This is a genomic window from Flavobacterium ardleyense (assembly GCF_033547075.1).
GTDB classification, from domain to species: domain Bacteria; phylum Bacteroidota; class Bacteroidia; order Flavobacteriales; family Flavobacteriaceae; genus Flavobacterium; species Flavobacterium ardleyense_A.
Genome location: NZ_CP137891.1, coordinates 468,613 through 495,582, shown reverse-complemented (window position 1 = coordinate 495,582; position 26,970 = coordinate 468,613). Strand labels below are relative to the sequence as shown.

Annotated in this window: 25 protein-coding genes; 7 read left to right on the top strand and 18 right to left on the bottom strand. The window is 36.5% G+C overall.

Annotated features, from left to right (window positions below; translation table 11 throughout):
- Positions 1–49: 49 nt before the first annotated feature.
- Genes SBO79_RS02190 through SBO79_RS02175 form a run of 4 tightly spaced genes read right to left on the bottom strand, consistent with a single transcriptional unit; the run spans position 50 to position 6,261 of the window.
- A complete protein-coding gene (locus tag SBO79_RS02190; protein WP_318641443.1) occupies positions 50–3,220 on the bottom strand; it encodes an efflux RND transporter permease subunit in 3,171 nt (1,056 codons plus the stop codon).
- A gap of 25 nt (positions 3,221–3,245) precedes the next feature.
- Positions 3,246–4,313 carry an efflux RND transporter periplasmic adaptor subunit gene (locus SBO79_RS02185; protein ID WP_318641441.1) on the bottom strand — a complete coding sequence of 356 codons (1,068 nt, stop codon included), beginning with the start codon at positions 4,311–4,313 and terminating at the stop codon, positions 3,246–3,248.
- Between the two features lie 6 nt (positions 4,314–4,319).
- Positions 4,320–5,657 (bottom strand): TolC family protein, encoded by a 1,338-nt coding sequence (locus SBO79_RS02180; RefSeq protein WP_318641439.1) that lies wholly within the window; start codon positions 5,655–5,657, stop codon positions 4,320–4,322.
- Positions 5,658–5,667: 10 nt separating this feature from the next.
- Positions 5,668–6,261, bottom strand: coding sequence for a TetR/AcrR family transcriptional regulator (locus SBO79_RS02175; RefSeq protein WP_318641437.1), 594 nt, complete (start codon positions 6,259–6,261; stop codon positions 5,668–5,670).
- A gap of 140 nt (positions 6,262–6,401) precedes the next feature.
- Here SBO79_RS02175 and SBO79_RS02170 point away from each other — a divergent pair, with 140 nt between their 5' ends.
- Entirely contained in the window at positions 6,402–7,376 is a 975-nt protein-coding gene (locus tag SBO79_RS02170; protein ID WP_318641435.1) for a polyprenyl synthetase family protein, read from the top strand.
- Positions 7,377–7,386: 10 nt separating this feature from the next.
- A complete protein-coding gene (locus SBO79_RS02165) occupies positions 7,387–7,743 on the top strand; it encodes a hypothetical protein (protein ID WP_318643395.1) in 357 nt (118 codons plus the stop codon).
- A 7-nt stretch (positions 7,744–7,750) separates the two neighbouring features.
- Here SBO79_RS02165 and SBO79_RS02160 read toward each other — a convergent pair whose 3' ends face one another.
- Positions 7,751–8,332 (bottom strand): hypothetical protein, encoded by a 582-nt coding sequence (locus SBO79_RS02160; protein ID WP_318641433.1) that lies wholly within the window; start codon positions 8,330–8,332, stop codon positions 7,751–7,753.
- A 114-nt stretch (positions 8,333–8,446) separates the two neighbouring features.
- Here SBO79_RS02160 and SBO79_RS02155 point away from each other — a divergent pair, with 114 nt between their 5' ends.
- Together SBO79_RS02155 and odhB are read left to right on the top strand one after the other, a co-directional pair.
- The gene (locus SBO79_RS02155; RefSeq protein WP_318641431.1) at positions 8,447–11,221 is read left to right on the top strand and encodes a 2-oxoglutarate dehydrogenase E1 component; all 2,775 of its coding nucleotides are present in this window, start codon (positions 8,447–8,449) and stop codon (positions 11,219–11,221) included.
- Positions 11,222–11,369: 148 nt separating this feature from the next.
- A complete protein-coding gene (odhB, locus tag SBO79_RS02150; protein ID WP_318641429.1) occupies positions 11,370–12,605 on the top strand; it encodes a 2-oxoglutarate dehydrogenase complex dihydrolipoyllysine-residue succinyltransferase in 1,236 nt (411 codons plus the stop codon).
- 118 nt (positions 12,606–12,723) lie between these two features.
- Here odhB and SBO79_RS02145 read toward each other — a convergent pair whose 3' ends face one another.
- From SBO79_RS02145 to SBO79_RS02125, 5 genes are all read right to left on the bottom strand, one after another.
- Positions 12,724–13,161 carry a retropepsin-like aspartic protease gene (locus tag SBO79_RS02145; protein ID WP_318641427.1) on the bottom strand — a complete coding sequence of 146 codons (438 nt, stop codon included), beginning with the start codon at positions 13,159–13,161 and terminating at the stop codon, positions 12,724–12,726.
- A 142-nt stretch (positions 13,162–13,303) separates the two neighbouring features.
- Positions 13,304–14,191, bottom strand: a complete 888-nt coding sequence (locus SBO79_RS02140; protein WP_318643393.1) for an IS3 family transposase — start codon at positions 14,189–14,191, stop codon at positions 13,304–13,306.
- Positions 14,192–14,199: 8 nt separating this feature from the next.
- Positions 14,200–14,511, bottom strand: coding sequence for a transposase (locus SBO79_RS02135; protein ID WP_318640102.1), 312 nt, complete (start codon positions 14,509–14,511; stop codon positions 14,200–14,202).
- Between the two features lie 293 nt (positions 14,512–14,804).
- Entirely contained in the window at positions 14,805–15,386 is a 582-nt protein-coding gene (locus tag SBO79_RS02130; protein WP_318641425.1) for a hypothetical protein, read from the bottom strand.
- A complete protein-coding gene (locus SBO79_RS02125) occupies positions 15,361–15,786 on the bottom strand; it encodes a hypothetical protein (RefSeq protein ID WP_318641423.1) in 426 nt (141 codons plus the stop codon). Before SBO79_RS02125 ends, SBO79_RS02130 begins: the two co-directional genes overlap by 26 nt.
- Positions 15,787–16,219: 433 nt before the next feature.
- On the opposite strand from SBO79_RS02125, the gene SBO79_RS02120 reads away from it, so the two are divergent.
- A complete protein-coding gene (locus SBO79_RS02120) occupies positions 16,220–16,828 on the top strand; it encodes a thioredoxin family protein (RefSeq protein ID WP_318641421.1) in 609 nt (202 codons plus the stop codon).
- A 93-nt stretch (positions 16,829–16,921) separates the two neighbouring features.
- On the opposite strand, the gene SBO79_RS02115 is transcribed toward SBO79_RS02120, so the two are convergent.
- The 7 genes from SBO79_RS02115 to SBO79_RS02085 form a co-directional block, all read right to left on the bottom strand.
- The gene (locus SBO79_RS02115) at positions 16,922–17,536 is read right to left on the bottom strand and encodes a YiiX/YebB-like N1pC/P60 family cysteine hydrolase (RefSeq protein ID WP_318641419.1); all 615 of its coding nucleotides are present in this window, start codon (positions 17,534–17,536) and stop codon (positions 16,922–16,924) included.
- A 1-nt stretch (position 17,537) separates the two neighbouring features.
- The gene (locus SBO79_RS02110; RefSeq protein WP_318641417.1) at positions 17,538–18,074 is read right to left on the bottom strand and encodes a hypothetical protein; all 537 of its coding nucleotides are present in this window, start codon (positions 18,072–18,074) and stop codon (positions 17,538–17,540) included.
- A gap of 135 nt (positions 18,075–18,209) precedes the next feature.
- Complete coding sequence (locus tag SBO79_RS02105) at positions 18,210–18,371, bottom strand: hypothetical protein (protein WP_318641415.1); 162 nt, start codon at positions 18,369–18,371, stop codon at positions 18,210–18,212.
- Positions 18,372–18,426: 55 nt separating this feature from the next.
- On the bottom strand, positions 18,427–19,131 hold the full coding sequence (truB, locus tag SBO79_RS02100; protein ID WP_318641413.1) for a tRNA pseudouridine(55) synthase TruB: 705 nt from the start codon (positions 19,129–19,131) through the stop codon (positions 18,427–18,429).
- A gap of 6 nt (positions 19,132–19,137) precedes the next feature.
- Positions 19,138–19,947, bottom strand: coding sequence for an undecaprenyl-diphosphate phosphatase (locus SBO79_RS02095; protein WP_318641411.1), 810 nt, complete (start codon positions 19,945–19,947; stop codon positions 19,138–19,140).
- Positions 19,948–19,950: 3 nt separating this feature from the next.
- A complete protein-coding gene (locus SBO79_RS02090; protein ID WP_318641409.1) occupies positions 19,951–20,187 on the bottom strand; it encodes a DUF3098 domain-containing protein in 237 nt (78 codons plus the stop codon).
- Between the two features lie 6 nt (positions 20,188–20,193).
- Positions 20,194–21,069: a cell division protein FtsX gene (locus SBO79_RS02085; RefSeq protein WP_318641407.1), complete on the bottom strand. Its 876-nt coding sequence runs from the start codon at positions 21,067–21,069 to the stop codon at positions 20,194–20,196.
- 162 nt (positions 21,070–21,231) lie between these two features.
- Between SBO79_RS02085 and SBO79_RS02080 the strand changes: the two genes are divergently transcribed.
- Both SBO79_RS02080 and SBO79_RS02075 read left to right on the top strand, forming a co-directional pair.
- Positions 21,232–24,681, top strand: coding sequence for a leucine--tRNA ligase (locus SBO79_RS02080; RefSeq protein ID WP_318641405.1), 3,450 nt, complete (start codon positions 21,232–21,234; stop codon positions 24,679–24,681).
- Between the two features lie 117 nt (positions 24,682–24,798).
- Positions 24,799–25,476: a zinc metallopeptidase gene (locus SBO79_RS02075; protein ID WP_318641403.1), complete on the top strand. Its 678-nt coding sequence runs from the start codon at positions 24,799–24,801 to the stop codon at positions 25,474–25,476.
- Positions 25,477–25,527: 51 nt separating this feature from the next.
- Here SBO79_RS02075 and SBO79_RS02070 read toward each other — a convergent pair whose 3' ends face one another.
- Positions 25,528–26,904, bottom strand: coding sequence for a saccharopine dehydrogenase family protein (locus SBO79_RS02070; protein ID WP_318641401.1), 1,377 nt, complete (start codon positions 26,902–26,904; stop codon positions 25,528–25,530).
- Between the last annotated feature and the right edge of the window lie 66 nt (positions 26,905–26,970).

The following is a 26,970-nucleotide window of genomic DNA, read 5'->3' as shown; positions in this document are numbered from 1 at the left end:
AAAAAACCTCAGCGTAAAACTGAGGTTTCTTAATGATATATTTTGAAATTTATGTGTGCTTAGTAGTAAAACCATCTTCACTAATTTCTGCCGGAACGTAATCTGCAACCATTAATTCTGGATAGTTTGAAGGTTCTTTACCACGGTTGAAACGTGCTTGAATACTATCAAAAATCGCGTAAACAACCGGAACGATAATCAAGGTTAGGAATAAAGATGAAAGCAATCCACCGATAATTACCCATGCAAGACCGTTGTTCATTTCGGCAGCAGCACCATTTGCAAGAGCAATTGGCAACATCCCGAAGACCATCGCGATCGTGGTCATCAAAATTGGACGAAGCCTAGCGTGGTTGGCTTGAACAAGTGCATTGTGTGTGTTTTCACCTTCGGCTTTTCTGTGATTGGCGAAATCGACCAGCAAAATGGCATTCTTACAGACCAGACCAATCAACATAATGATACCCAAAATGGTAAAGATGTTCAGTGAGTTGTTCGTCAAAGCAAGTGCGAGAAGTGCTCCAATAAATGATAAAGGAATCGAGAATAATACGACAAATGGCGTGATAAAACTATCGTAAAGTGCAACCATCACTAGATATACCAACAAAATTGCAGCAATCATCGCAAATCCTAAAGTACCAAAACCTTCTGTCTGATTTTCCATATCACCGCCCCAAACGTAGTTAACTCCCGTTGGTCTTTCCATTTCTGTAAACTGTGCTTCCCAATCTGCAGCTACAGATCCGGTTGGCCTACCCACAGTTTGTGCCTGAATAGTTACAGCAGTACTCTTGTCACGACGCTCGAGCATTGATGGACCTGAACTTTGAGTGATGCTTGCAAATTGAGAGAGCTTAATTTGCTGTTGTTGGTTGTTGGTAAACACGATATTACTTACATCTGTGATGCTAGAACGGTCATACTCGTCATACCTAATATTAATGTCGTACTCATATTCTCCAGCTCTAAATTTTCCGTCAGTGTTACCACTAAAGGCAGTTTGCATTGTCATACCCACTGTTGAAAGTGACAATCCGAGAGCAGCCATTTTATCGCGGTCAACTTGGACATTGATTTCGGGATTTCCATCTTCGGATGTTAATTTGACTTCTGATGCTCCATCAATCTTAGATAATTTTGCCGCAGCTTTTGTGGCAAAATCCATAACGCCTTCTAGATCTGGACCAGTTACAGTCAGGGCAATTGGCGCCTGATCTGCTCCTAATAATCCCATCGGAACTGTTTTAACTTTTGCGCCAACAAGCTCTTTTTCTAAAGTTCTTTTTATCTTGGCAGCAAAAATAAACGAGTTGTCTTCACGTTCATCTTTTTCGACTAGCTTAACGTGAATTTCAGATTTGTATGCTGTTGATTGTGAAGCTCCCATTCCTTCACTTGTCTGACCTATTGTAGTAATTAAGTCGACAATATCTGAATTTTTACGTAAGAAAGCCTCTGCCTTTTGAGTCATAAAATTGGTTTGCTCAATACTTGCATCTTTTGGAAGCTCAATCTGAACTAGGAATTCTCCTTTGTCTGTTTTGGCAAAAAATTCTCCCCCCACAAATCCGAATATTGGTAGTAAAAGTGACCCGACAAATATGGCAACAACGATTAACAATGTGGCAATCTTATGCTTCAATGACCAGTTTAAGATATTTGTAACTGTATGAGTAAAGCTATCTAAACCTCTTTCGAAAGCAAGGACTACACGTCCAAAAACAGACTTATTAGTCAAATGTTCTAATTTTCCATATCTAGAAAACAACCACGGCACTATAGTAAAGGAGGTTAGTAATGAAAGAAGTGTTGCGATAATTACCGTTACACAAAATTGCGTGATAATATTCGAAACCAATCCTGTGCTCATCGCAATTGGCAAGAATACAACCACAATAACCAGCGTAATGGCAACTACAGTGAATCCAATTTCGGAAGCTCCGTCGTAAGCAGCTCGAACTTTATTTTTACCCATTTCCATATGCCTGTGAATATTTTCTAATACCACAATAGCATCATCCACAAGAATACCTACCACAAGTGACAATCCAAGTAAACTCATTAAGTTTAAGGTATAACCCATCAAATAGATTCCGATAAAAGTTGCTATTAGCGATATCGGAATAGATACCATTACGATCAGTGCATTTCTAAAACTATGAAGGAAAAATAACATTACGAATGCCACAAGTGCTACTGCAATAAATAAATCGTGCATTACGGAATTGGCTGCAGCCAAAGTAAACTGACTACTATCGTTGGCAACGCTCAACTTTAAACCTGCATCTTTATATTCTGCTTGAAGCCTTTGGATTGTTGCGTTTGTCTGCTCACTTACCGATACTGCATTGGCATCAGATTGTTTTACAACTTGAAGAATAATCGAACTTTGCTGATTTACTCTGGAAATTTTATCTACTTCTTTCTGACTATCTTGAACATCTGCAACATCCGAAAGTCTAATTTGAATTCCGTTTTGAGATGAAACCACAAGATTTCTAAGTTCTTGAACATCTTTATATTTTCCAGAAAGACGAATCAAAGTACTATTTTCTCGTGTCTTGATATTTCCAGTAGGGAAGTCAAGATTTGAACTCAACACCGCTTGCTGAATTTGAGGGATAGAAAGTCCAAAACCTTTAAGCTTTTCTGCATCAAGACTTACTTGAATTTCTCTCTCTTGACCACCCACAAGATTTACTTGAGCAACACCTTGCACACGTGATAAAATTGGCTGAATTTTCTTGTCCAAAAGGTCATAAAACTCAACATCGTCCATATTTGCGGTGGCACCGATGGTCATAATTGGCAAATCGCTCAAAGAGAATTTACTTAAGGATGGTGGATCTACATCTTCTGGCAAATCTTTAAGTACTGCGTTAATCTTTCGTTGCGCATCATTCAAAGAATAATCGGCATCGGCATCTGAGGTTAATGTAATCATCACCACCGAAAGGCTCTCGTACGACTTAGATTCAATTTTCTTTACGTTCTCAAGGGTAGAAACCGCATCTTCTAACTTTTTGGTAACCGTATTTTCAACCTCTCCTGGCGAAGCACCTGGATAGATTGTTGAAACTGTCACCACGTTTACTTCAAACTTTGGGATCAGTTCATAGCTCAGCTGACTGTAGCTGAAGATACCACCCACTAATAGTATTATAAATAATACAATAATTAGGGAAGGTCTTTTAATGGATATATCTACTAATTTCATAGGAATCTATAGTTTTATAACTAAATTATTTAACAACATCCACTTTCGTACTGTCGCTCAAGTTTATTTGTCCGCTGGTAACTACAACATCACCGTCATTAAGTCCGTCAAGAATTTCCACTTTGTCTCCAAGAATTCTTCCTGATACTACTTTCGTTAAGAGTGCAGTTCCATCTTTTACCACAAATACTTGGTTACTAGAAACACTTCCTACGAATGCACTTCTTGGCGCAGTTTTGATTTGACTTTTTGCAGCATCAGTATTGCTAGTCACAAAAGTGGCTGTTCCGTACATTCCAGCTTTCAATTTATTATCTGGATTTTTTGCGATTTCAATTTCTACAGGGAAACTTAAAGAAGCATCTGCCACTGGAGCGATGAAAGTAATTTTACCTTCAAATGAGTCATTTGGAAAAACCGAAGCTTTTACATCTACTTTATCTCCTTTTTTAAGCGTTGTAATCTGTCCTTCGTTTACGGTAACTTTTAATTTTAAAGTCGAAATATTTACAAGATCAAATAATGGAGTTCCAGGCGAAACGACAGATCCTGGTTCGATATGCTTTTTATTTACGACACCATTAATAGACGATTTGATTGTAGCGTCTCCAAAAGAAATATTTGCCTGAGACAAACGCGCTTTTGCATTAACGGCAGCGAGTTTTGCTTGCTCCAATTGTTGTTGGGTTACACCTCCAGTTGCAAAAGCATTTTCGTAGCGTTGACGATCTGCAACTGCATTTTCGTAAGCCGCTTTTGCATTATTTACATCAACAGAAAGTCTATCTCCTTTGATAATAGCTAGAGTTTGTCCAATTCTTACTGAACTTCCTTCTTCTACAAGTACTCTTGTTACTCGGCCTGAATTTTCTGCAGAAAAAGTTAATGATTGTGATGGTTCAAAATTTCCGTTTGCTACAAAATCTGTCTCCACAGCTGCAGTTCCAATGGTATCAACACGAACTGCAACCGAAGCGCTTTTTTCTGCTACAATAGCTACATCGGCAGCGTTTTGTTTTTTATTGCCCACTAAAGTAAAAACAACGGCAGCTACCAAAGCTACTCCAATTACGATATATATTATTTTTTTCATCGGTTACTAGTTTAAAAGTGTTTTAAGTTCTCCTTGTGATTTGATTAATTGAATTTCTGCTAATTTATACTCTAATAAAGAATTTGAATAAGAGTTTTTAGCATCGGTTAAAGCATTTTCTGCATCGAGTAAGTCAGTCAATGGAGTTAAGCCTTGTTGATAATTATTACGTGTATTATCTAAAACTAGCTGAGCCAAATCCACATTTTCTTTTTGCGAATCAATCGTGATTAGCGTATTCTCAATTCTTGCCTTGGCGTTGTTGTAGGCTAAATCTAGTCCCAACTGAGTGTCTTCTAAATCTGCTAAAACTTTTTTAAGTTTAATATCCGATTGTCTTACTCTCGATCTTGTTGCAAATCCTGTAAAAATTGGAATTCGAAGATTTAGACCAAGTGTGGCAAAGTCTGACCAATAAACCCCATCAGCTGGCTTTCCGCCAAGAGGAAATTCTCTTCCTTGCCCTTGATAGCCGTAGTTTCCTGCAAGGCTAAGGGTTGGATAATACGTTGCAACAATCGATTTTCTTTCGTAATTAAGTAGTTCTTCCTGTTGCTTGAGTAATCGATATTCGGTTCTCTTACTCATATCGGGCGTTTCTGGAAGTAAAACCGCAGGCGCTTTCAAATCTGCTTCTGGCAATTCGATGTTGGTCTGTATCGGCATTCCGATAAGAAATTTTAGAGAATTTTCTTGCTGCTCAACTGCGCTTACGATCTGTTGGCGTTGCGAAATAATATTCGAAAGTTTTACTGTAGTTCGATCTAAATCAATTTTCTTAGCCAAACCATTTTCATACTGACCTTTTATAATGTTTTTAACGCGGGTGGTGTTATTGATGGTGCTATCAATAATCGTAAGCTTTTGCTTTTGAATATAAATTTGATAATATGCACTTGCAACACGCTCAATTACTTGCTCATCTGTAAGCTCCTTATTGACTTTATAAAATTCTCTAGTTGATTTCGCGGCTTTCAGTCCTGTAAAAACTGAGTAATCAAACAGTGCTTGAGTTACAGAAACAGTCCCAGTACTTGACCATTCTTGGCCAAACGGAATTATAACAGTAGTTCCTGGCTGGCCAAAAACTTCTCCGGGCAAAGCAGTTTCTTGCACGATCGGGTTGTAATTTAAAGCACCATTTACAGATATCTGCGGTAAAGCTCTAGAACGAACTTCCTGAATTAGGTATTCGCTATTTTCTACATCAAGTTGGGCTTTTTTGGCCTCTATTTTATTTTGTAGCGCGTAATTGATCGCCTCTTTTAGGCTGAGCACTTTTACTTCCTGCGCCTGAGCGAAGAATTGTAGCAAAATGGCACTTATTAAAAATACTTTTTTCATTAGTAATTATCTATTGGTGGATATTCAGTTGTTTTTCTAATTCTAAAATTCCTTTTTCGGTAGCAATCGATCGTGTGTGATATTCCAATGCGCCATATTCCATCTGCTGACTATCTTTTTCTAAATGGATGCTTTCGTTTATAGCAAAACATAAAATAAAATAAAGTCGGGCGGTCATCTCAATATCAATATCTGCCCTATAATATCCCTGATCGATTCCTTTGGCAAGATTGTTTCGCATAAATTGAACTCCTTCGAGATTTTCCTGCTCTAAAACTTTTTCATAGATAGATGGATAGTACTTTCTTAGTTGGTACAAAGGTGATGTTTCGCCCAAGCTAAAAATAGTTTTAAAGATCTTTCTAATTTCAAAATTTTCTTCAATCGCATTAAAACTGCTATTGGCAACTTCCTGCATCAAGCCTCTAAAAATCTTATGTGAATTCTCTGTACATTCGGCAACCAAAACTTCTTTATTTTCAAAATACTTATAAATAGTCTTTTTGGAAATAGACATCTCTGTCGCCAAATCATCCATCGTAATACTTTTAAAACCAAGTTTCAAAAATAAATCCGTCGCCTTTGTTATAATTTTCTCCTTCATAATACACAATTTCAGAGTGCAAAAGTAATTCAGAAACTTTATGTACCGAAATAGTTTCCAAAGTATTTTGATTAATTTAACATTCTCATTTGTCTGCCATTCTGAAGGGTTTGGTTAATTTAGCCACAAATTCAAACTCAATGCATACAATAGAAGCTTATCGCTCCTTTTTTCTAGACAGAATAAAACAAGAAACACTTAATAGAGAACCGGACAATCTCTATGCGCCAATTCGTTATATCATGAATTTAGGAGGCAAAAGACTTCGTCCAGTTTTAACCTTGCTCACTGCCGAAATTTTTGGAGCATCTTATAAGGATGCACTTTCTGCTGCAATTGCCATTGAAGTTTTTCATAATTTCTCACTTGTTCACGATGACATAATGGATGCTGCGCCAGTGCGTCGCGGTCAGCCAACAGTTCATGAGAAATGGAATACTACCACTGCGATTCTTTCTGGAGATGCGATGTTGATTTTGGCCTACCAATATTTTGAAGATTATGAGCCTAAAGTTTTTTTGGCTTTGGCCAAATTGTTTAGTAGGACCGCACTTCAGGTATGCGAAGGGCAACAATGGGATATAGATTTTGAAAATTCGGAAAAAGTACTTCTGAAGGACTATCTGAAAATGATCGAATATAAGACCGCAGTTTTAGTTGCCGCCGCAATGGAAATGGGCGCCATTATCGCAAATGCTTCAAAAGAGGATTGTGCTGCAATTTATAATTTTGGTTTAAACCTAGGAATCGCTTTCCAAATTCAAGACGACTATCTTGATGCTTTTGGCAATCCAGAAAATTTTGGTAAGCAAATTGGCGGTGATATCATCGAAAATAAAAAAACCTATTTATATCTAAAAGCTTTGGAATTTGGATCTAAATCGGAAACTGTAGAACTCAAAAAATATTTCACTGCTCAAAATCACGGAAATCAGGAAAAAGTAGAAGCAGTTAAAATGCTGTTCTTATCCAGTGGCGCTGCCAAAGAAGCTTTAAAAGGAATTGAAGAGTACACCCAAAAAGCTTTCGAAATTCTTAAAAGTATAAATATTGATGCAGATAAGAAAAATATTCTTCATCAATTTGGTAAAAATTTAATGAAGCGTACTGTCTAAAATAATGGAAATGTTTACAATGCCCGCCACCATAGACCAACTTCTGTCACAAGCTGAAACAGAAATGCTTTACGCTGCTTTGCTAAGTCAAGTTAACAAAGATTTTAACTTAGCAAATGAAGCAATAGATTTTCCCAAAAGCACAACTCCAAGTGAATTAAAGATTCAGCTTCACGAGAAAATTTACCGCCTTATTCAATACAAATTCGCCGAGTATCTCAACCTTTTGTATATCGTCGATGTAAGCGAAGAAGAAATTAAGAAACTCGACGGATCAGATCTGTCTGAACTTTCTGAACAAGTAGCTTTTTTATTATTAAAAAGAGAATGGCAAAAGGTATGGTTTCGTCATAAATATAGCTCTTAAATATTTTTTAAAAGTAAACTCTTACAAAAGGCATAAACGGTTCAGAATATACATTCTTGCTTTTTTCATGCAGTACATTATAACGAGCGCCAATTGTAACATTTCTCGTTCGATATCCTGCGCCTAAAAACAAAGCAGTATTCCAGAAGTCATCATTTATATTTTGCACTATTGCATTTGTAATCACTTTTCTCTCGGTATTGACCCGCAATTGTTCTATTTCGGCAGAAAGCTGAATGGATTGTATAGGATTAAACAAGGCTATAACACTTCCTCCGTAAAGATTGCTAGTGTACTCGACAGTTTGATTAGCGTTAAATACGTACGGTTTCTGGTTTATATAGGAATATTGAGCGCCGAGACCAATTGCAAAATAATCATTAAAGTTATAAATAGCTCCTGGTGCTACCGAAATATTGGTATATTTATTACCGAAGCTTAAGCCTAAGCCTCCACCAAATTGCACACGTTGCCAGAAATCACTTTTTGCTTTTGGAGCAATATTCTGCGCTTGAATGTTAGAAAATCCTAAAACGACAAATACCGCAGAAATAAGTAATTGGTATCGAAGGGTGCTGACTTTTATCATTTTTTCTGTCTTATGGTTATTAAAACATAAAAGTATTTAAAATTATTCAGATTCTATTTCAATTATTGTACTTTTGCCTAACTACTTTAACAACTTAGTATATTCAAAAAAAATATGGATAGGTTTTCATTTTTAAACGCAGCACACACTGACTTTTTTGCCGAATTATACGAACAGTATCTTGAAAATCCGGACAGTGTCGAGGCAAGCTGGAGAAGTTTTTTTCAAGGATTCGATTTTGGAGCATCCGCAGCCAAAGATGAAAGTCACGTTCAGCAAATGGCAGAAGTTGCCAACGGAACGATGGATTGCTCATTTGTTTCGGACAAATTGCAAAAGGAATTCAATGTTCTTAAACTCATAGATGCTTACAGAAATAGAGGTCACTTGTTTACCAAAACAAATCCTATTCGCGAGCGCAGACAATACGAGCCATCACTAGCTATAGAGAATTTTGGGCTTTCGGGTGCCGATCTTAATACTGTTTTTGATGCAGCGCAAGCAATGAAATTGCAACCTTGCACACTTGAGGAGATTTTAAGTCACCTAAACAAAATTTACTGTCACTCTATCGGTATTGAGTATATGTACCACCGAAATCCAGCAGTGATCCAGTGGATTCAAGATAGAATAGGATACAATGACAATCAACCAAAATTTGATGCAGACCAAAAAAAGCATATTTTAGGTAAATTAAATGAAGCTGTTTCTTTCGAAACTTTTTTGCATACCAAATATGTAGGACAAAAACGTTTTTCACTCGAAGGTGGAGAATCTTTAATCCCGGGACTCGACGCGCTTATTGATGCAGCAGCAGAAAAAGGTGTAGAGCAGTTTGTAATGGGAATGGCACACCGTGGTCGTTTGAGTGTTTTGGCAAATATCTTTGGAAAATCTACTCAAGATATCTTTTCAGAATTTGATGGGAAAGATTATGATGACGATGTTCTTTTTGATGGTGACGTTAAATACCATTTAGGATTAACTTCTGACCGCAAATCAAAATCAGGTAAAAATATAAATATAAATCTTGCCCCAAATCCATCGCACCTTGAAACAGTAGGCGCCGTGATCGAAGGAATAACAAGAGCTAAGCAAGAGCAGCATTTTGCATCTGATACCAAAAAAGTACTTCCAATCGCACTTCACGGTGATGCGGCAATTGCTGGACAAGGGATCGTTTACGAAATTGTGCAAATGGCAAATCTTGAAGGCTACAAAACCGGTGGAACAATTCATGTGGTGGTTAATAATCAAGTAGGATTTACTACGGATTATCTAGACGCTCGCTCATCTACTTACTGTACCGATATTGCCAAAGTTACTGGGTCTCCAGTCTTGCACGTTAATGCAGACGACGTAGAAGCGGTTGTTCACGCAATGCTTTTTGCCTTAGATTTCCGTATGGAATTTGGAAGTGATGTGTTTATCGATCTTCTAGGATACCGTAAATATGGGCATAACGAAGGTGATGAGCCTAAGTTTACTCAACCTAAATTATATTCATTAATTTCAAAACATACAAGTTCACGTGATATTTACGCTGCCAAATTAATTAGCGAGGGAATTATTAATGAAGGGTATGTCAAAGAAATTGAGACAAAATACAAAGATGCTTTAGAAGAAAATCTAGAAGCGTCGCGCAAAAAAAACTTGACCGTCATTACGCCTTTTATGCAAAATGAATGGCAAGGTTTTAATCAAGTACATCAAGAACAAATGTTGGAGCGTGTAGACACTACAGTATCACTTCAAGTTTTAGAAGATGTAGCTGAGGTTATTACAAAACTGCCAGAAGATAAAAAGTTTATCAATAAAATCAAGAGATTGATTGGTGATAGACGCACAATGTTTGATACAGACAAACTTGATTGGGCTATGGCCGAATTACTAGCTTACGGAAGTTTGCTTACAGAAGGTTTTGATGTTAGAATTTCGGGGCAGGACGTAGAGAGAGGTACTTTCTCCCATCGTCACGCGGTAGTAAAAACAGAAGATTCTGAAGAAGAAATTATTCCGCTTCAAAATTTAAAAAATCAAAAAGGAAACTTTCATATCTACAATTCATTGCTTTCTGAGTACGGAGTCGTAGGTTTTGATTATGGATATGCTTTAGCAAGTCCTAATACTCTTACTATTTGGGAAGCTCAATTTGGAGATTTCTCAAATGGAGCACAAATTATGGCTGATCAATATATTTCGGCCGCAGAGCAAAAATGGAATAATCAAAACGGAATTGTACTTTTACTACCTCATGGTTATGAAGGACAAGGAGCAGAGCACTCATCAGCAAGAATGGAGCGCTACCTACAAATGTGTGCAAGCGAGAATATGTTTGTTGCAGATTGTACCACGCCAGCAAATTTCTTCCACCTGTTAAGAAGACAGATGAAAACAAGTTACCGCAAGCCACTTATCGTGTTTACACCTAAGAGTTTGTTGCGTCATCCACTAGTAGTTTCGTCGGTTGATGAATTTGCTAATGGTCATTTCCAAGAAACTCTAGATGATACTACAGTTGATAAAGCCGCAGTAAAATCACTTGTGTTTTGTACTGGAAAATTCTATTACGATTTGCTCGCAGCACGCGAAGAGAAAGGTAGGAATGATGTAGCATTAGTGCGTATTGAGCAACTTTTTCCGTTACCAGTAGAGCAGTTAAAAGCAATTATAGCTTCGTATCCAAATGCAGACGATTACGTTTGGGCACAAGAGGAGCCTAAAAACATGGGAGCCTACAGCCATATGTTGATGCATTTTGATCTAGTCAAGTTAAGATTAGCATCATTAAAAGCATATAGCGCACCGGCAGCAGGAAGCTACGCAAGAGCAAAAGCACGTCACGCAAGGGCGGTTGAAATGGTATTTGACAAGGAAGCATCTAATTAATTTTATTTAGGAGCTATTTCCTGCTATCCGCTGTATCTTTTTCTTTTTTCTAAGAAAAAAAGAAAAAGGATGCCGCTGCTATCAGGGCTAGATAACTAGAAAACACGACCACTTTAAAATAAAATAAATAATATAAAATTATAAGAATATGATTTTAGAAATGAAAGTTCCTTCACCAGGAGAATCGATTACAGAAGTAGAAATTGCAACCTGGCTAGTAAAGGACGGCGATTATGTAGAAAAAGACCAAGCCATTGCTGAGGTTGATTCTGATAAAGCTACCTTAGAATTGCCTGCAGAAGCAGCGGGAATTATCACGCTAAAAGCAGAGGAAGGCGATGCAGTACAAGTAGGTCAAGTAGTTTGCCTAATTGATACAGAAGGCAAAAATGATGCAGCTCCAAAAGAAGAAGCAGCGAAAGAAGAAGCTCCAAAGGCTGAAACTAAAGCAGCTCCAGCTCCAGAAAAACCAAAAGAAACTGCTCCAGTAGCAGAAAAAACATACGCATCTGGGACACCATCTCCAGCAGCGAAAAAAGTATTGGCTGAGAAAAACATCGATGCAGCATCTGTAACAGGAACTGGTAAAGATGGTCGTATTACTCAAGACGATGCGCAAAATGCAGTTCCATCAATGGGAACTCCAACCGGAGGAAACAGAGGATCTGAGCGTAAAAAATTGTCTATGTTGAGACGTAAAGTAGCAGAAAGATTGGTTTCAGCGAAAAACGAATCTGCGATGCTGACTACTTTCAACGAAGTAAACATGACGCCAATTAACAAATTGCGTAATGAATACAAAGAAGCTTTCAAAGCAAAACACGGAGGTGTAACTCTTGGATATATGTCTTTCTTTACAAAAGCAGTGACTAGAGCATTGCAAATGTATCCAGACGTAAATTCAATGATCGATGGAGATTACAAAATCGCTTACGATTTCTGTGATATCTCGGTAGCAGTTTCTGGACCAAAAGGACTTATGGTTCCTGTAGTTCGCAATGCCGAAAATCTAACTTTTAGAGGTATCGAAGCAGAAATTAAACGTCTTGCAATTAGAGCTCGTGACGGACAAATTACGGTTGATGATATGACTGGTGGAACATTCACTATTTCAAATGGTGGTGTTTTTGGAAGTATGCTTTCTACGCCAATTATCAACCCTCCACAATCTGGAATTCTTGGAATGCACAACATTATCGAAAGACCAATCGCGGTAAATGGTAAAGTTGAAATTCACCCAATGATGTACTTGGCATTATCTTATGATCACCGTATCATTGATGGAAAAGAGTCTGTTGGATTCTTAGTGGCGATCAAAGAAGGATTAGAAAGTCCAGCTGAATTATTGATGGACAATAACATTCAAAAAGCATTAGAATTGTAGTAGGCAGTTCTAGTCAAATTATATTTTTAAGGAAAACGTTCTGTTGCAAAACAGAGCGTTTTTTTGTTTTATGTAAAGAGTAAGTTTGATCGGATTGAGAGCGAGAATTCTCGAATATTTATTTTAGATATAAAATAGAAGTCGCGTAATTCACAATTCCATTTCCTTGAATCAACACATCAGCTCCAATGATTCCTTGCACAGGCTTGGCTTTGTAAGCTTTTAGCGCTTCGTTGACGTGACTAAGGTCAAAGATTACCAGATCTAGAGTGTTCGTGCTCCAGCGCCCAAGATTGAGTGTATTGCCGTGAGAAACTTTAGTTACCATTCCGGTCCCTCCAGCTCCCGCAGCCGTTGTATTAGAACTTGCTGCATCAAGCTGAAAATGTTCGATAAATTCAAATCCCACACAACTATTAGAAGCGCCAGTATCCAGAATAAAATTCCCTGAAACTCCATTTATTTTCGCTTTTACCAGCAAATGATTTGTCTTTGATATTTTAAAAGTAGCCTTCTTATATTTCTTGCTTTTAAGAAACAATTCTAATTCTTCCATAATGATGATTGAGTTTCAAAAATAAGGTAAAATAGGAGAGAAGTGTTTTAAAGATTTGGTAAAATGTGGGGGATGGTTTACTCAGTTGCTGGTGTTTTGACCCCTATAAAACAAGAGTATTATTCTAAATTTCGATTATTAATTATGCGGTTAATTTTTTCATTAAAATTAGATGTTTATCAGCGCTCCATTTCTCCATAGGAGTTATTCTTCCTAAAAGTCCGTGAAGCCTTTGATTGTTGTAAAATGGTACAAATCGTTTTAATATTTGCTCGATTTCTCCAAACGTGCGATAGTCGAACCTGGCGAATACTTCTTTCTTTAGAATACCATGATAAGCTTCTATATGAGCGTTTTCTTCTGGTGTTGCAACGTGGGTGAATTCCTGCTGGACACCTATCAAACCTAAATACTCGCGCACACTTTTAGCTATAAACTGACTTCCATTATCGCTTCTAATAACGACACTTTCAGGATATTGATAGTCTTCAAAGAGTTGTGAAAGCAATTCTATAACATGATTTTGTTTTATAGTGAAAGAAAAATAATCTATTAAAATTCTTCTAGTATGAACATCAATTATAGATAGTAAATAAGCATTTTTACCAACATTTGGCACCCACACCATTTTAATATCCATCTCTAGACATTGCAAAGGTCTCGAGGTATAAACCTTTCTAAACTTCACGAATTTACGACCAGAACCACTTCTACTAATTCTATTCTCGAGTTTTAATAGACCTTCCTCTTTCATAATTCGGTATAGTTTTTTATGATTTATCTTGTAGCCATCTCTTTTTAAGTAGCTAGTCATCAGTCGATAACCACAGTCTATAAATTCGTGTTTTAATATCTTTTTAATAGACTTTACAACCACGCACTGGCTTACAAAACCTTTAGTTTGATGAAAAGTGGTTGTTGTGGCAGTATTTCCTTTTCGACCAAGGCTAGGCTTCCTATAATAGCTACTGGCAACTATGCCTACCATCTTTATGATTTTAGCTTTACTACATTTATACTTCGCATAGATAATGTCTACTAAATCTTTCTTGGATCGGATGTCCCAAACTTTTTTTTTAAAAGCTCTCTTTGTACTTCCAACTCAATTTCCCGATCGCTTAAGAGCTTACGCAGAATACGATTTTCCTCAACCACTTCTTTATGCTCCTTCGTTTTAGTATCGTATGTCACTTTTAAGCCAGCCTCTCCTTTATGCTCATGCTTTTTCTTCCAATTATATAAAGTACCTGTACTAACGCCATATTTGCGGCAAGCCTCCACAATACCTATTTCTTCTGAACTAGCTAATATTTCTAGCTTCTGATCTAAAGTCCATTTCTTGTATTTCATATCTCAAATATATAAGTTTGAAATTTAAAATAACACTCCGAACTTATCGGGGGCTAAACTAGCTGGACACGGATTATAAATCCGCGCTATCTGGAGTTTCAAAAATAAGGTAAAATAGAAGAGAAGTGTTTTAAAGATTTGGTAAAATGTTGGGGAAGGTTTACTCAGTTGGTGGGCACGGATTTCACCCGAGGCTTTGCCGAACTGACGAAGTAAATCCGCGCTATCGAAATATCTGTGATCTCTTTTGAGACAGCTCGAATTATTTTTTTTTCAATTATGCTGCTCATTAATTAGTTGCAGTTATAAAGCTTTTCTTTAATTACCTTATATTCGTTGTTCTCTTGAATTTGAAGTCCCCAATAAGAATAATGGATTGCTGAATAATTTGAATGGCCAATATACGAACTTAAGTTTATGTAAAATCCTGAATGCGTAACAGGAATTTTTTCATCATTTACAATAAACAAAATAGTATCATCAAGAAAAGTTGTTAAAATATTTTTCGATCCTATACTAACTATTAGATTTGCAATATCGATTTTGCTTATTATCAAAACGCCATTTGTTTGAATCTGAATGTACCAGTAAAGGCCTTTAGTATCACAATTTTCTTTTTTAATTATTATATTTGAAATTAATTCCTTTAGACAATTATCTTTTATAAAGACAACTTCAGAATCATATTTTAGATTTGTAATTTCTTGTGAGTAAGAACTGTTGGAACAAAGCATCGCTAAAAATAAAACTGTCAATATTCTCATTATAAATATGTTTTTCAATGGTTGCAAATCTGCGCTATCGTGTGAATCATTCATCTTAATGTAAGGACCTGAAAGCTCGCACAAATTACTTACAGAATGTTGATATTTCATCTACTGTAAAATCTGCATTTTTGTAATTATAATTCCATTGTGAAAACCTGTCGTTCACCAAAAAGTATAGAATTGGTGTCTCTCCTTCCTTTGGCTGAAAGCTTTCATCACTATAATCGAAAAATTTGAAGATTTTCTTATCATGCGTTATTGAGAAAATAGCGTGAGGATTAATTCCTCGAACAATAAATATATGCTTTTCAAATTTAAAATAACCGTAAGCTTCGTTTGAAAGTAAAATATTGAGATCATCTATCGATGCAATTGTAACTGACAGAAGGTTTTCATTTTCACTAACATAAATTGAAAATGATAATTTTGAATTGAAGTAGTAGCAATCTCTTTCGTGTTCAACAATCCGTTCTAAAATATCTGAAAATTTATCATTATTAATTTTCAATTTATGTAATTCTACGTGCTTTTGTAAGTGTTGAGCATTCAAATTGACAGCAAAAACTAAAAGTAAGAGTGAAAGAGATATTTTTAAATTTGGAGGCATTGTTTTTAAGTTATTATGGATGTTAAAACTTTGCTAGAAATTAAAGATATAGAAATTAATTGATTTTATGATTTGCCCTTTGGAGCAAAACTTTAGATAATCCTATTTCTAGTCTTTAAAGCATATAGCTATGTAATAGATATCCGTTATGTTTATATAATATGTGGCTAAACAAGATTTAGTATCATTAATACCTTCTCGTCCAGTCTCCCCCTCCTTCGGAGGGGGTTGGGGGGAGGAGGCCAAATAAAATACTAAATTTCTCAAATGTGACAAATGTTACATTTCGTTCCTTTTATAATGACTAATTTTGCAATTCGAAAACTATAATATTATGGAAAATAGCATCAAAAACGCTCTATCAAAAGCTGTCGACTACGCAACTTACAGATCTACTGTGACCAAACTTATTGCGGAGGGGAAATCTACGGGGAATGATCAATCTGAAGAAATTCTACAATATAGCATCCTCAACGAAAGTAGAATGAATAGACTTGATAAAACCATGAAGGTGGACGGCGAAATTGAGGCAGAATTCAAGGCAATTGATACGGCTTATACTTGGCTTGTGCTTTCGGAAGGATGGTGTGGTGATGCTGCACAAATTCTTCCAATTCTGCATAAAATGTCTGAACTGAATTCACATATTGATTTGAAACTGGTGTTTAGAGATGAGAATCCTGAATTGATGGATCAATTTCTAACAAATGGTGGTAAGGCGATTCCGAAATTGATTGTTCTAAATTCCGATCACAAAGTTGTTGCGCATTGGGGTCCACGCCCTGCTGCTGCTCTCAAGTTAATTGTAGATTATAAAGCAGAGCACGGAGTTGTGGATGAGCCTGCAAAAGCGGCGCTTCAAATGTGGTATCTTCATGATAAAGGACTTTCTACTCAACGAGAATTGTTGGATATAATGAAGAATGTAGAGTCTAAGAAATAACCATTCTTATTATTTAAATCTGCTGTATTTATTTACAGAGAGATTTAGTTTTACTAAGTAGTAACTGAAAAAAATTTCTTTGGTCTTTTCAATTTAGTAAACTGTCCCAATAATTTTAAGTTTATCAGAAGTGGAAATTCCTCCAGGATTGCAGCCAAGCTCTCCTTCTGGGATTTCCATTTTTAGATTTTTGTAATATTCTTCCCAAACTTCGAAGTACTTATTTGTCTTTGGTGATTTGAAAGTCATTGGAAACATTTGGAACAATGGCTTTTTGTAAGCTTCTAGAAAAGCATCATAAATTAATTCCGAACAATAATATTTTCCGTTATCATAGATATATTCTTCATCGTAAGGAGTGCCGATTTGCTTTAAAGAAAATGCAATCGCTTCAGGAATATACTTGCGATACTTTGGTTTTAATCTACCTACATACATCTCTTCGTTTGTATAGGTTTTAAAGGTTTTGTAGGGCGTTAATTTCACTTCCTTTCCTCCAGCTTCAATAATGTAGATGCTGTCATTCTGAATCAGAACAAGTCCTAAGTGGCTAAAGTCTTTTCCTTGATATCCTTCGGTAACTTCATTAATTGCTTCGCAAAGTGGTCCGCAGTTCATCGATTGAAAAATAATATCGCCCGTTTTTAATTTTACATTTTGTGCAAAACTCAAAGTGCTGAATAAGCAAAATAATAATATTCTTGTCATTTTAAAAAGATACTAAAGCAATTCCGATGCTGATGCTTTGTTGATTTGTATTATTAAAGTTGATCCCGTACGAAACAAATTCGATAAAAAGTTGTCTTCCATCTGACTCAAGATTTAGTTTGGCTCTTTTAAAAGTTCCTTGTAAATTTCCTCTACCGAGCGCGAAAGACTGGCCTAATCCTAAATCAATTCCCAGCCTAGTTTCTTCTCCAACTTTTGGCATAATCCGAAGGTTTGCAAAAATTGGAGCTATAACTAACTTGTCGGATAATTTCATTCCAATTCCTGTATTTGCGCTTAGACCAATTACATTTTTGTAGTGTATTCCGTAGCCAAAATTAGCATTTACACCATCGGGCAAAAACCAATTGTTATTGGAAGTTCCATCTGGAAATTGGTCGCCTCGGTTTTTATTTCCTTGTAGAGGAATTGAAACTTCGAATTGTGCAAAGTCTGAAAAGGTTGGATGAGATATTTCTTCTTGAGAAGATGCGATAGAAGTAAAAAGTAGAATCAGAATTAAAAGAATATGTTTCATTAACTAGATTGAAATAGTTTTGATGGATTGTTTGTAATCTGGAGAATGACTTCCGTGCCAGGCGGTTTAAATTTCACTTGTCGTTATAATGCGGCTGATTATTAGGTAAAAGTTTTCACGCTACAAGCATCTTTTTTATTTTCTATTAAGTCTCCATTCTTCAAATCTTTTATCAAACTCATCCAGACTCATAAACTCACCTTCCTCTGCCTCTTTTATCAAAGAAACAAATTCTTCTTTTGACATTGGTTTGCCAGGGATTGCAAGATTTTTTGGCTTTTTATCTTCAGTTTTCATTTGAATGAAATTTTAATTCTAAATATAAAATTACGAAAATATCAATAGAAATTATCTAATTTTCAGCGATTTGGCTAATCTGATTTTCGAACTCTTCTGGCGAAATCCCATCTTCTACAGAATAATCGCCAATCTTAGTTCGGCGTAATGCGGTAAGGTGTCCGCCTGAATTTAGCGCGGCTCCAAAGTCAAAAGCTAAGGATCTGATGTAAGTTCCTTTGCTACAGGCAACTCTAAAATCTATTTCTGGTAATGCAATTCTAGTAATTTCGAACTCGTGAATCGTAGTTTTTCTAAGGGGAATATCTACAGTTTCACCAGCTCGTGCATGCTCGTACAGACGAACTCCATCTTTTTTGATTGCTGAATATATCGGCGGTCTTTGGTCTATTTCGCCCAGAAACTGCAATGTTGTTTTCTGAATTACTTCAGGAGTAATATGGTCTATCGGAAAAGTTTGGTCTATTTCTGTTTCCAAATCATAAGATGGAGTAGTAGCACCAATATAGAAAGTTCCGGTGTATTCTTTTTGCTGCGATTGAATTTCGGTTATTCTCTTGGTAAATTTTCCAGTACAAACAATCAATAATCCCGTGGCAAGTGGATCCAAAGTTCCAGCGTGGCCAATCTTAATTTTCTTTAAATCAAGTTTGCTTTTTAAAGCCCACTTCATTTTATTAACCGCTTGAAATGAGGTCCAAGTAAGTGGTTTGTCTATTAAAATAACTTCTCCGTTGACGAAATCTTCTGCATTTTTCATCTTGAACTATTTTATATATGAGAAGTAAATAAGTAAAAGTACGCCAACTATAATTCGGTAATAACCCCAAGGTTTGAAACCATATTGTTTGATAACTCCTATAAAAAACTTAATGGCAATAATCGAAACTACAAATGCAATTACATTACCAATTAGAAACATAGTGGTATTTTCGGTAGATTTCAAAATTAGTTCATAGCCTTTCATTTGTGTTTGCTCATAAGTCTTCAAGAAAACAGAGTAGCAAGTTACTGCCGCCATTGTTGGTACAGCTAGAAAGAACGAAAATTCAGCAGCAGTCTTACGATCAAGTCCTTGTTGCATACCACCGATAATAGAAGCAGCAGAGCGGCTTGTACCTGGCATCATTGCAAGACATTGCCAAAAACCAATTGTAATTGCCTGACGAACGCTGATATCTTCTTCTTTGAAAACTTTAGGGTTTTTGAAATAATTATCGATAAACAGAAGTACAAAACCTCCAAGGATTAATACGATAGCAATTGGAATAGGATTTCCTAAAACTGCTTCAATCATATCATCAAAAAATAATCCTAGAACAAGTGCAGGAATTACAGCATATATAAGTTTTAGGTAGAAATCGAATTTAGAAAAGTCAAAAAACTTTTTCCAATACAATGCCACAACCGCCAAAATGGCTCCGAACTGAATTGATACTTGAAATAGTTTTACAAAATCTTCATTTTGAATGTCAAAGTAAGAACTTGCAAAAATCATGTGTCCTGTAGAAGACACGGGTAAATATTCTGTAAGCCCTTCGATTATGGCCAGAATAATAGCTTGAAAAAAGTCCATTAATTATTTTTTGGGATTTCTTAATATTGAATATATCGCAACGCCAATTCCGATAAGTACCATTGTAGGCGCTAACCTGATTCGTCTAAAATTGAAAATTTCTTCATTAAAAACTTTCGGATCATCACTTCCCCCACCAGACATTAAAATAAATCCAAGTGCGATTATACACAATGCGATAAGTAGAATTTTGTAATTTTCTTTATGAAAAAGAAATTCTGTCGGTTGTTGCTCGTTCATAATATATTAATATAAATCGTCTGTGCGAAGGTTTAAAAATCTCTGAGTGGCTATAAATGTACTTATCCAAGTGATAAGAATTCCCACTAGCAGTACGGCTAATAGTACCGCACCAATCATTGGTTTGTCTTGTATAATTTCTAATCCAGGGTAATTTGTGTCAACATAGTACAAAACGGCAAGTAATGCCAATATTGCCAAAACAGCACCTATTATTCCAAGTCTAATACTACGCCAGATAAAAGGAGAACGAATAAATGATTTTGTTGCTCCTACCATCTGCATCGTCTTAATAATAAAACGGTTGCTATGAATGGAGAGACGCATTGAGCTATTAATTAGCAATACCGCAACGAGTGCAAGAAATCCACTGGCAATAAGAATCCACATGGTGATTTTCTGAATATTATCATTGACCAAATTTACAAGTTGCTTGTCGTAAACAATGTCTTCGACCATTTCGTTTTTACGAAGTTCCTTTTCTATTTTGGCAATGCTATCATTTACAACGTAGTCTGCCTTTAGATGAATATCAAACGAATCTTGCAGAGGATTTGCACCTAGGAAAGTGATAAAATCTTCGCCTATTACGTCGGTATGTTCTTTTGCTGCTTGCTCTTTGGTTACGTAAACAAAAGTCCTAGCAAAATCAGATTGTTTTAATTGTTGCTCAAAAGCTGCAAAAGTGGTGTCCTTAGCTTCAGTTTTAAAGAAAACAGTCATCGCGATCTCTTCCTTGAAATCGTCAGAAAGTTTTTTAGAATTTATAATAAATAATCCCAAAATTCCTAAGAGAAAAAGTACTAGAAAAATACTTAAGATTACAGAGAAATAAGAGGAAATTAGTCGGCGCTTTTGAAATTTGTCAAACTTAGAGCTCATAATGGAATTTAATTGTGGTGTAAAAATAACAAAGAAATTTCTTAATCATAGTTTATAACGTCAAAGTTTTGGTTTTGATACAATAAATGTAAATTTGTTCTCTAAATAAAAAAGATTTCCGACTTTGTGAAATTTTTTCATTCTCATCCTTTTTAAACAAAAATGAAATACAATCCGAGCAAAATAGAAGCCAAATGGCAAAAATACTGGGCTGAAAACCAAACTTTCGCAGCTCAGAATCCTCCAACTTCCGACGGATTAGGGAAGGAAAAACCAAAGTATTATGTGCTTGATATGTTTCCTTACCCTTCTGGCGCTGGACTCCACGTTGGTCATCCACTAGGTTATATCGCTTCGGATATTATTGCGAGATACAAACGCCACGAAGGTTTTAATGTGTTGCATCCTCAAGGATATGACAGTTTTGGACTTCCTGCCGAGCAGTATGCTATACAAACAGGGCAACATCCTGATAAAACTACCAAAGAAAATATCTCGAGATACCGCGAGCAACTAGATAAAATCGGATTTTCTTTCGATTGGAGTCGTGAAGTTCGTACTTCTGATGCTTCTTATTATAAATGGACTCAATGGATTTTTACCGAATTATTTAATTCTTGGTATTGCAAAGAGTCAGATCAAGCGAAGTCAATTGATGAACTTCAACGTATCTTTTCAGCAGAGGGCAATTCCAAAGTAAATGCTGTAGCAGCAGACGATATACCCTCATTTACCGCTAATGACTGGAATGCATTTAGCGAAAGCGAAAAACAGAAAATGCTCCTTAATTACAGAATGACCTACCTCGCCGAAACCGAAGTGAACTGGTGTCCAGGTCTAGGAACCGTTTTGGCAAATGACGAAATCGTAAACGGCGTCTCTGAACGTGGTGGTTTTCCAGTGATGCGCAAGAAAATGAAGCAATGGAGTATGCGTATTTCTGCTTATGCCGAAAGACTTTTGCAAGGTCTGAACGTCATTGACTGGAGCGAAAGTATTAAGGAGAGTCAGAGAAACTGGATTGGAAAAAGTGTTGGGGCGATGGTCCAATTTAAAGTCCTCCCCCCGACCCCCTCCGAAGCAGGGGGAGGCGAACCGAAATATATGACCGGTGACCCTTTATTGTCTAAACATTTACTTGTGCACGCAGCAGGTATGAGACAAGAGCCAACTTTTGCTGAAGGTGTCTTATGGTCTAAACTAAGAAGACAAAATTTAGGGTTTAAATTTAGAAGACAGCACCTAATTGGCAAATACATAGCAGATTTTGTTTGCTTGGAGAAAAGATTGATAGTTGAGGTTGACGGTGAATATCACAATGATCCCGAACAACAATTAGCAGATGAGGAAAGAACTTTGGCTTTAGAACAAAAACATTTATTTAAAGTACTTCGTTTCACGAACGATGAAGTAGCGCAAGATATTTCTGCCGTTCTAAGTAAAATAAAAAATGAATTAGACACAAGAGTTAGTCAGCGCTCCGTCTCCCCCTCCTTCGGAGGGGGTCGGGGGGAGGATGTTGAACAGATCGGGGTATTTACAACCCGCCCCGACACCATCTTCGGTGCCACTATCCTTACCCTTGCGCCAGAGCACGAATTGGTTGAAAAAATCACCACCGAAGAGCAGAAAGAAGCTGTCGCGAAATATATAGAAACTACCAGCAAACGTAGCGAACGTGAGCGTATGGCCGATGTGAAAACTATTTCGGGAGTTTTTACCGGTGCTTATGCTGAACATCCTTTTACCAAAAAAGCAATGCCAATTTGGATTGGGGATTATGTTCTAGCTGGATATGGAACGGGAGCTGTAATGGCTGTGCCTTGTGGTGACGATAGAGATTATGCTTTTGCGAATCACTTTAAAGGAGAAGAAGGAATGCCAGAGATAGTTAATATTTTCAAAGGTATTAGTTTGGAGGACCAAGCTTACGGATCAAAAGAAAGATTTGTTTTAGAAAATTCTGATTTCTTGAATGGCTTAGCCTATAAAGAAGCAACTGCAAAAGTTATCGAAGAACTTGAGGATATTGATCAAGGATATGGAAAGATAAATTACAGACTTCGTGATGCGGTGTTTTCGAGACAGCGTTATTGGGGAGAACCATTTCCGGTATATTATAAGGATGGACTTCCGCAGATGATTGCCAAGGAACATTTGCCAATTCGTCTTCCAGAAGTTGAAAAATATTTGCCAACCGAAGATGGGAAACCACCTTTAGGAAATGCAACGGTTTGGGCTTGGGATACTATTTCGAATACAGTTGTAGATAATTCTTTAATTGATGAGCAAACTGTTTTTGCTTTAGAATTAAACACAATGCCAGGTTGGGCAGGAAGTTCTTGGTATTGGTTGCGTTATATGGATCCGCATAATACGGAGGAATTTGTTTCGGCCGAAGCAGAAAATTATTGGGAAGGTGTTGACTTATATATTGGAGGTAGCGAGCACGCGACTGGTCATTTATTATACTCAAGATTTTGGAATAAATTCTTGAAAGACAGAGGATATGTACATCAAGAAGAACCTTTCAAAAAACTGATTAATCAGGGAATGATTTTGGGGATGAGTGCATTTGTTTATAGATGGGAATATTCAACCGATGCAACTTCTACAGAAGGAAATCGAAAAACTGTTTTCTTTAGTAAATCCTTGATCGAAAAAGCGGTCAAAAGTAGAGAATTCATATCTGAATCTAACGAACAAGCAAAAGATGTTTTAAATAAGTTAGTAGCTGATTACGGAAATATCAGACAGTCTGATTCTGATTGGAGTCATTTTACGCCAATTCACGTTGATTTAGCTGTAATAAATGACATCACCAACGAATTGGATATTGAAGCATTCAAAAATCATCCATTATATTCAGACTATAAAAATGCTGAGTTCATTTTGGAAGACGGCAAATACATCGTCGGTCGCGAAGTAGAAAAAATGTCTAAATCAAAATACAATGTTGTCAATCCCGACGATATTTGTAATGAATACGGAGCAGATACTTTGCGTTTGTACGAAATGTTCTTAGGACCACTCGAACAAGCAAAACCTTGGAATACTGCAGGGATTACTGGAGTATTTGGTTTCCTTAAAAAATTATGGAGACTGTACTTTGATGATAGTGGTTTTATTGTTACTGCAGATCCTGCAAGTGCTGAATCTTTGAAATCTCTGCATAAAACAATTAAGAAAGTTCAAGAAGATATTTCGACATTCTCATTTAATACGTCGGTGAGTTCATTTATGATTTGTGTAAATGAATTAACGGCTCAAGGTTGTCATAACAGATCTATTTTAGAACCGCTTGCCGTATTAATTTCACCTTATGCTCCACACATCGCCGAAGAACTATGGAGTAGTCTTGGACATCAAGGAAGTATTTCGGAAGTTCCATTTCCAATATTTAGACCAGAATATTTAGTTGAAAACTCTAAAGAATATCCAGTTTCCTTCAATGGAAAAATGAGGTTTTTACTAGAGTTGCCTTTGACTTTAACTAAAGACGAAATTGAAGCAATCGTTCTTGCAGACGAGCGTACCATCAAACAATTGGATGGCAAAACGCCCAATAAAATAATTATAGTTCCTGGAAAAATTATCAACCTTGTTGGCTAAAAACATGGATTCTAAAAGTTTCTAGGACAAAATGACTGATTTCTGCCCGAAATATTCGAAAGAATTTTTTTGGCAGAAATTTTGCTATCTTAGAATTTCATTAAACACAAAATTACTATGATGTCATATTGGATTATTATCGGTATAATTATGCTTGCGAGTTGGGGTGTAAGTGCTAGGCTTAAATCCAAATTTGAAAAGTATTCAAAACTGCATTTGCAGAATAATATGAGCGGTGCTGAGATTGCTGAGCAAATGCTTGCTGATCACGGAATTCGAAATGTGAAAGTTATTTCTACTCCTGGTAGATTGACAGATCATTACAATCCTGCCGATCGTACTGTAAATTTAAGTGAAGCAGTATATAGTCAGCGCAATGCAGCAGCGGCGGCAGTTGCAGCTCACGAAGTTGGTCACGCTGTACAACACGCAACTGCTTACAGTTGGCTTACACTAAGGTCTAAACTTGTTCCAGTGGTATCTGTTGCTTCCAATTATGTGCAGTGGATTTTAATTGCAGGAATCTTGATGGTCAATACTTTTCCACAGTTATTATTAATCGGAATTGTGATTTTTGCAGCTACAACAGTTTTCGCATTTGTAACTTTGCCTGTAGAGTATGATGCTAGTAATCGCGCTTTGGCTTGGTTAGAAAATAAACGAATGCTAACTCGTGAGGAGCACGCAGGAGCAAAAGATGCACTTAAATGGGCAGCGCGAACGTATGTGGTTGCGGCAATTGGTTCGCTAGGGACATTGCTTTATTATGTGATGATTTACAATAGCAGAAGATAAGAAGAAACCAAAAAAAAATCGAAATATCACTATTTCGATTTTTTTTTATTTTTAAATTTTTAGAACTACTTTGTCGGGATTGTATCCAATATATGGAAGTTCTATTTCATTAAATATCACTCCATAGTCTTCTAATTCTTTTAGAATTGGAAGATAAACTTCCGGGGTAATTGGTAATTGTACACCTGGAGTTTTAATTGTTCCGTTAAGAATATGAATCGCCGCCATTGCAACAGGAAGACCAACCGTTTTGGCCATTGCGGTATAAGTTTGATCTTCGCCCAGGCATACCATTTTACTATCAATCTGCTTTTCTTCACCGTCAAGGATGTATCCAAATTTATGATACATAACAATCATATCTTTGTCCTCTGGATCAAGAGTCCAGCTATCAGTCAAGATTTTCTGCAACATCTGTGCAGGAGTAGCATCTTTGATACCGATAATTTTAGTTCTAGAAAATAAATCAAGCTCCTGGAGTTTTTCCCACATGATATCATCCTGCTCGATGCCAAGTTGCAATCTCATTTTGATTTCGACCGAATCGGTCGGGTGAAATGGTAAAAATAAATTCACAAACTGACGGTTGCTCATTGTTTCAGATTCATCAACGATATAGGTATCGTCGGTCATTCCAAGTTGGACAAACATATTCCAAGCTTTGCTGTAGCCAACTCTTCTGATGGTTCCACGGTATAAAGTAAGTACATCGTCTAAGTCATAAACACTTCGGTATTTCAACGAATCTCTATTTGCGTAAGCTTCAAATTTTCCGTATCCTTCTACTTTTAAAAATTCGGTACGTCTGAATACTTTGTGGTAAGGAATGTACTTATAAGTGCCTTCTTGAATAAATTTTGCTGCACCACCTTGACCGGCAAGAACCACATTACGGGGAGCCCAAGTAAATTTATAATTCCAAAGATTATTGTCAGATTCGGGAGCTACAAGTCCGCCGCAGAAAGATTCGAACAGAATCATTTTTCCGCCCTTTTCTTTAATTTCGTGAATGGTTTTCATTGCACTCATGTGATCGATACCTGGATCTAATCCAATCTCATTCATGAAAATTAAGTTATTCGCTTTTGCTTCGGCGTCAAGACTTTGCATTTCAGGACTGATGTAAGAAGCAGTTACCATATTTTTCTTGAAAATAATACAGTCTTTCGCTACTTCAATATGTAGATGTGCGGGCAGCATAGATATTACGATATCAGCTTTAGCGATCTCAGACTGTCGAGATTCTTTATTAAAGATATCGAGAACAATAGCGGAAGTATTTGGATGATTTTGAGTGATTTTCAGCGCATTTGCAAGGACTAAATCACCAACTGTAATATGAAGATTTTCTGATTTGGATTTTTCTAACAAATAACGAATTAAAGAGGATGCAGAACGGCCTGCACCTATTAGCAAAATATTTCTCATTTTTTAAAATTTGATAGACAAATGTACTAAAATTTTTAGGCGCACCGTAAAACTTTGACGTAAGAC

Bases quoted from the DNA above. Each gene is read 5' to 3' on its own strand.
- SBO79_RS02190 (WP_318641443.1), bottom strand. From the start codon at position 3,220: ATGAAATTAGTAGATATATCCATTAAAAGACCTTCCCTAATTATTGTA.
- SBO79_RS02185 (WP_318641441.1), bottom strand. From the start codon at position 4,313: ATGAAAAAAATAATATATATCGTAATTGGAGTAGCTTTGGTAGCTGCC.
- SBO79_RS02180 (WP_318641439.1), bottom strand. From the start codon at position 5,657: ATGAAAAAAGTATTTTTAATAAGTGCCATTTTGCTACAATTCTTCGCT.
- SBO79_RS02175 (WP_318641437.1), bottom strand. From the start codon at position 6,261: ATGAAGGAGAAAATTATAACAAAGGCGACGGATTTATTTTTGAAACTT.
- SBO79_RS02170 (WP_318641435.1), top strand. From the start codon at position 6,402: ATGCATACAATAGAAGCTTATCGCTCCTTTTTTCTAGACAGAATAAAA.
- SBO79_RS02165 (WP_318643395.1), top strand. From the start codon at position 7,387: ATGTTTACAATGCCCGCCACCATAGACCAACTTCTGTCACAAGCTGAA.
- SBO79_RS02160 (WP_318641433.1), bottom strand. From the start codon at position 8,332: ATGATAAAAGTCAGCACCCTTCGATACCAATTACTTATTTCTGCGGTA.
- SBO79_RS02155 (WP_318641431.1), top strand. From the start codon at position 8,447: ATGGATAGGTTTTCATTTTTAAACGCAGCACACACTGACTTTTTTGCC.
- odhB (WP_318641429.1), top strand. From the start codon at position 11,370: ATGATTTTAGAAATGAAAGTTCCTTCACCAGGAGAATCGATTACAGAA.
- SBO79_RS02145 (WP_318641427.1), bottom strand. From the start codon at position 13,161: ATGGAAGAATTAGAATTGTTTCTTAAAAGCAAGAAATATAAGAAGGCT.
- SBO79_RS02135 (WP_318640102.1), bottom strand. From the start codon at position 14,511: ATGAAATACAAGAAATGGACTTTAGATCAGAAGCTAGAAATATTAGCT.
- SBO79_RS02130 (WP_318641425.1), bottom strand. From the start codon at position 15,386: ATGAAATATCAACATTCTGTAAGTAATTTGTGCGAGCTTTCAGGTCCT.
- SBO79_RS02120 (WP_318641421.1), top strand. From the start codon at position 16,220: ATGGAAAATAGCATCAAAAACGCTCTATCAAAAGCTGTCGACTACGCA.
- SBO79_RS02115 (WP_318641419.1), bottom strand. From the start codon at position 17,536: ATGACAAGAATATTATTATTTTGCTTATTCAGCACTTTGAGTTTTGCA.
- SBO79_RS02110 (WP_318641417.1), bottom strand. From the start codon at position 18,074: ATGAAACATATTCTTTTAATTCTGATTCTACTTTTTACTTCTATCGCA.
- SBO79_RS02105 (WP_318641415.1), bottom strand. From the start codon at position 18,371: ATGAAAACTGAAGATAAAAAGCCAAAAAATCTTGCAATCCCTGGCAAA.
- truB (WP_318641413.1), bottom strand. From the start codon at position 19,131: ATGAAAAATGCAGAAGATTTCGTCAACGGAGAAGTTATTTTAATAGAC.
- SBO79_RS02095 (WP_318641411.1), bottom strand. From the start codon at position 19,947: ATGGACTTTTTTCAAGCTATTATTCTGGCCATAATCGAAGGGCTTACA.
- SBO79_RS02090 (WP_318641409.1), bottom strand. From the start codon at position 20,187: ATGAACGAGCAACAACCGACAGAATTTCTTTTTCATAAAGAAAATTAC.
- SBO79_RS02085 (WP_318641407.1), bottom strand. From the start codon at position 21,069: ATGAGCTCTAAGTTTGACAAATTTCAAAAGCGCCGACTAATTTCCTCT.
- SBO79_RS02080 (WP_318641405.1), top strand. From the start codon at position 21,232: ATGAAATACAATCCGAGCAAAATAGAAGCCAAATGGCAAAAATACTGG.
- SBO79_RS02075 (WP_318641403.1), top strand. From the start codon at position 24,799: ATGATGTCATATTGGATTATTATCGGTATAATTATGCTTGCGAGTTGG.
- SBO79_RS02070 (WP_318641401.1), bottom strand. From the start codon at position 26,904: ATGAGAAATATTTTGCTAATAGGTGCAGGCCGTTCTGCATCCTCTTTA.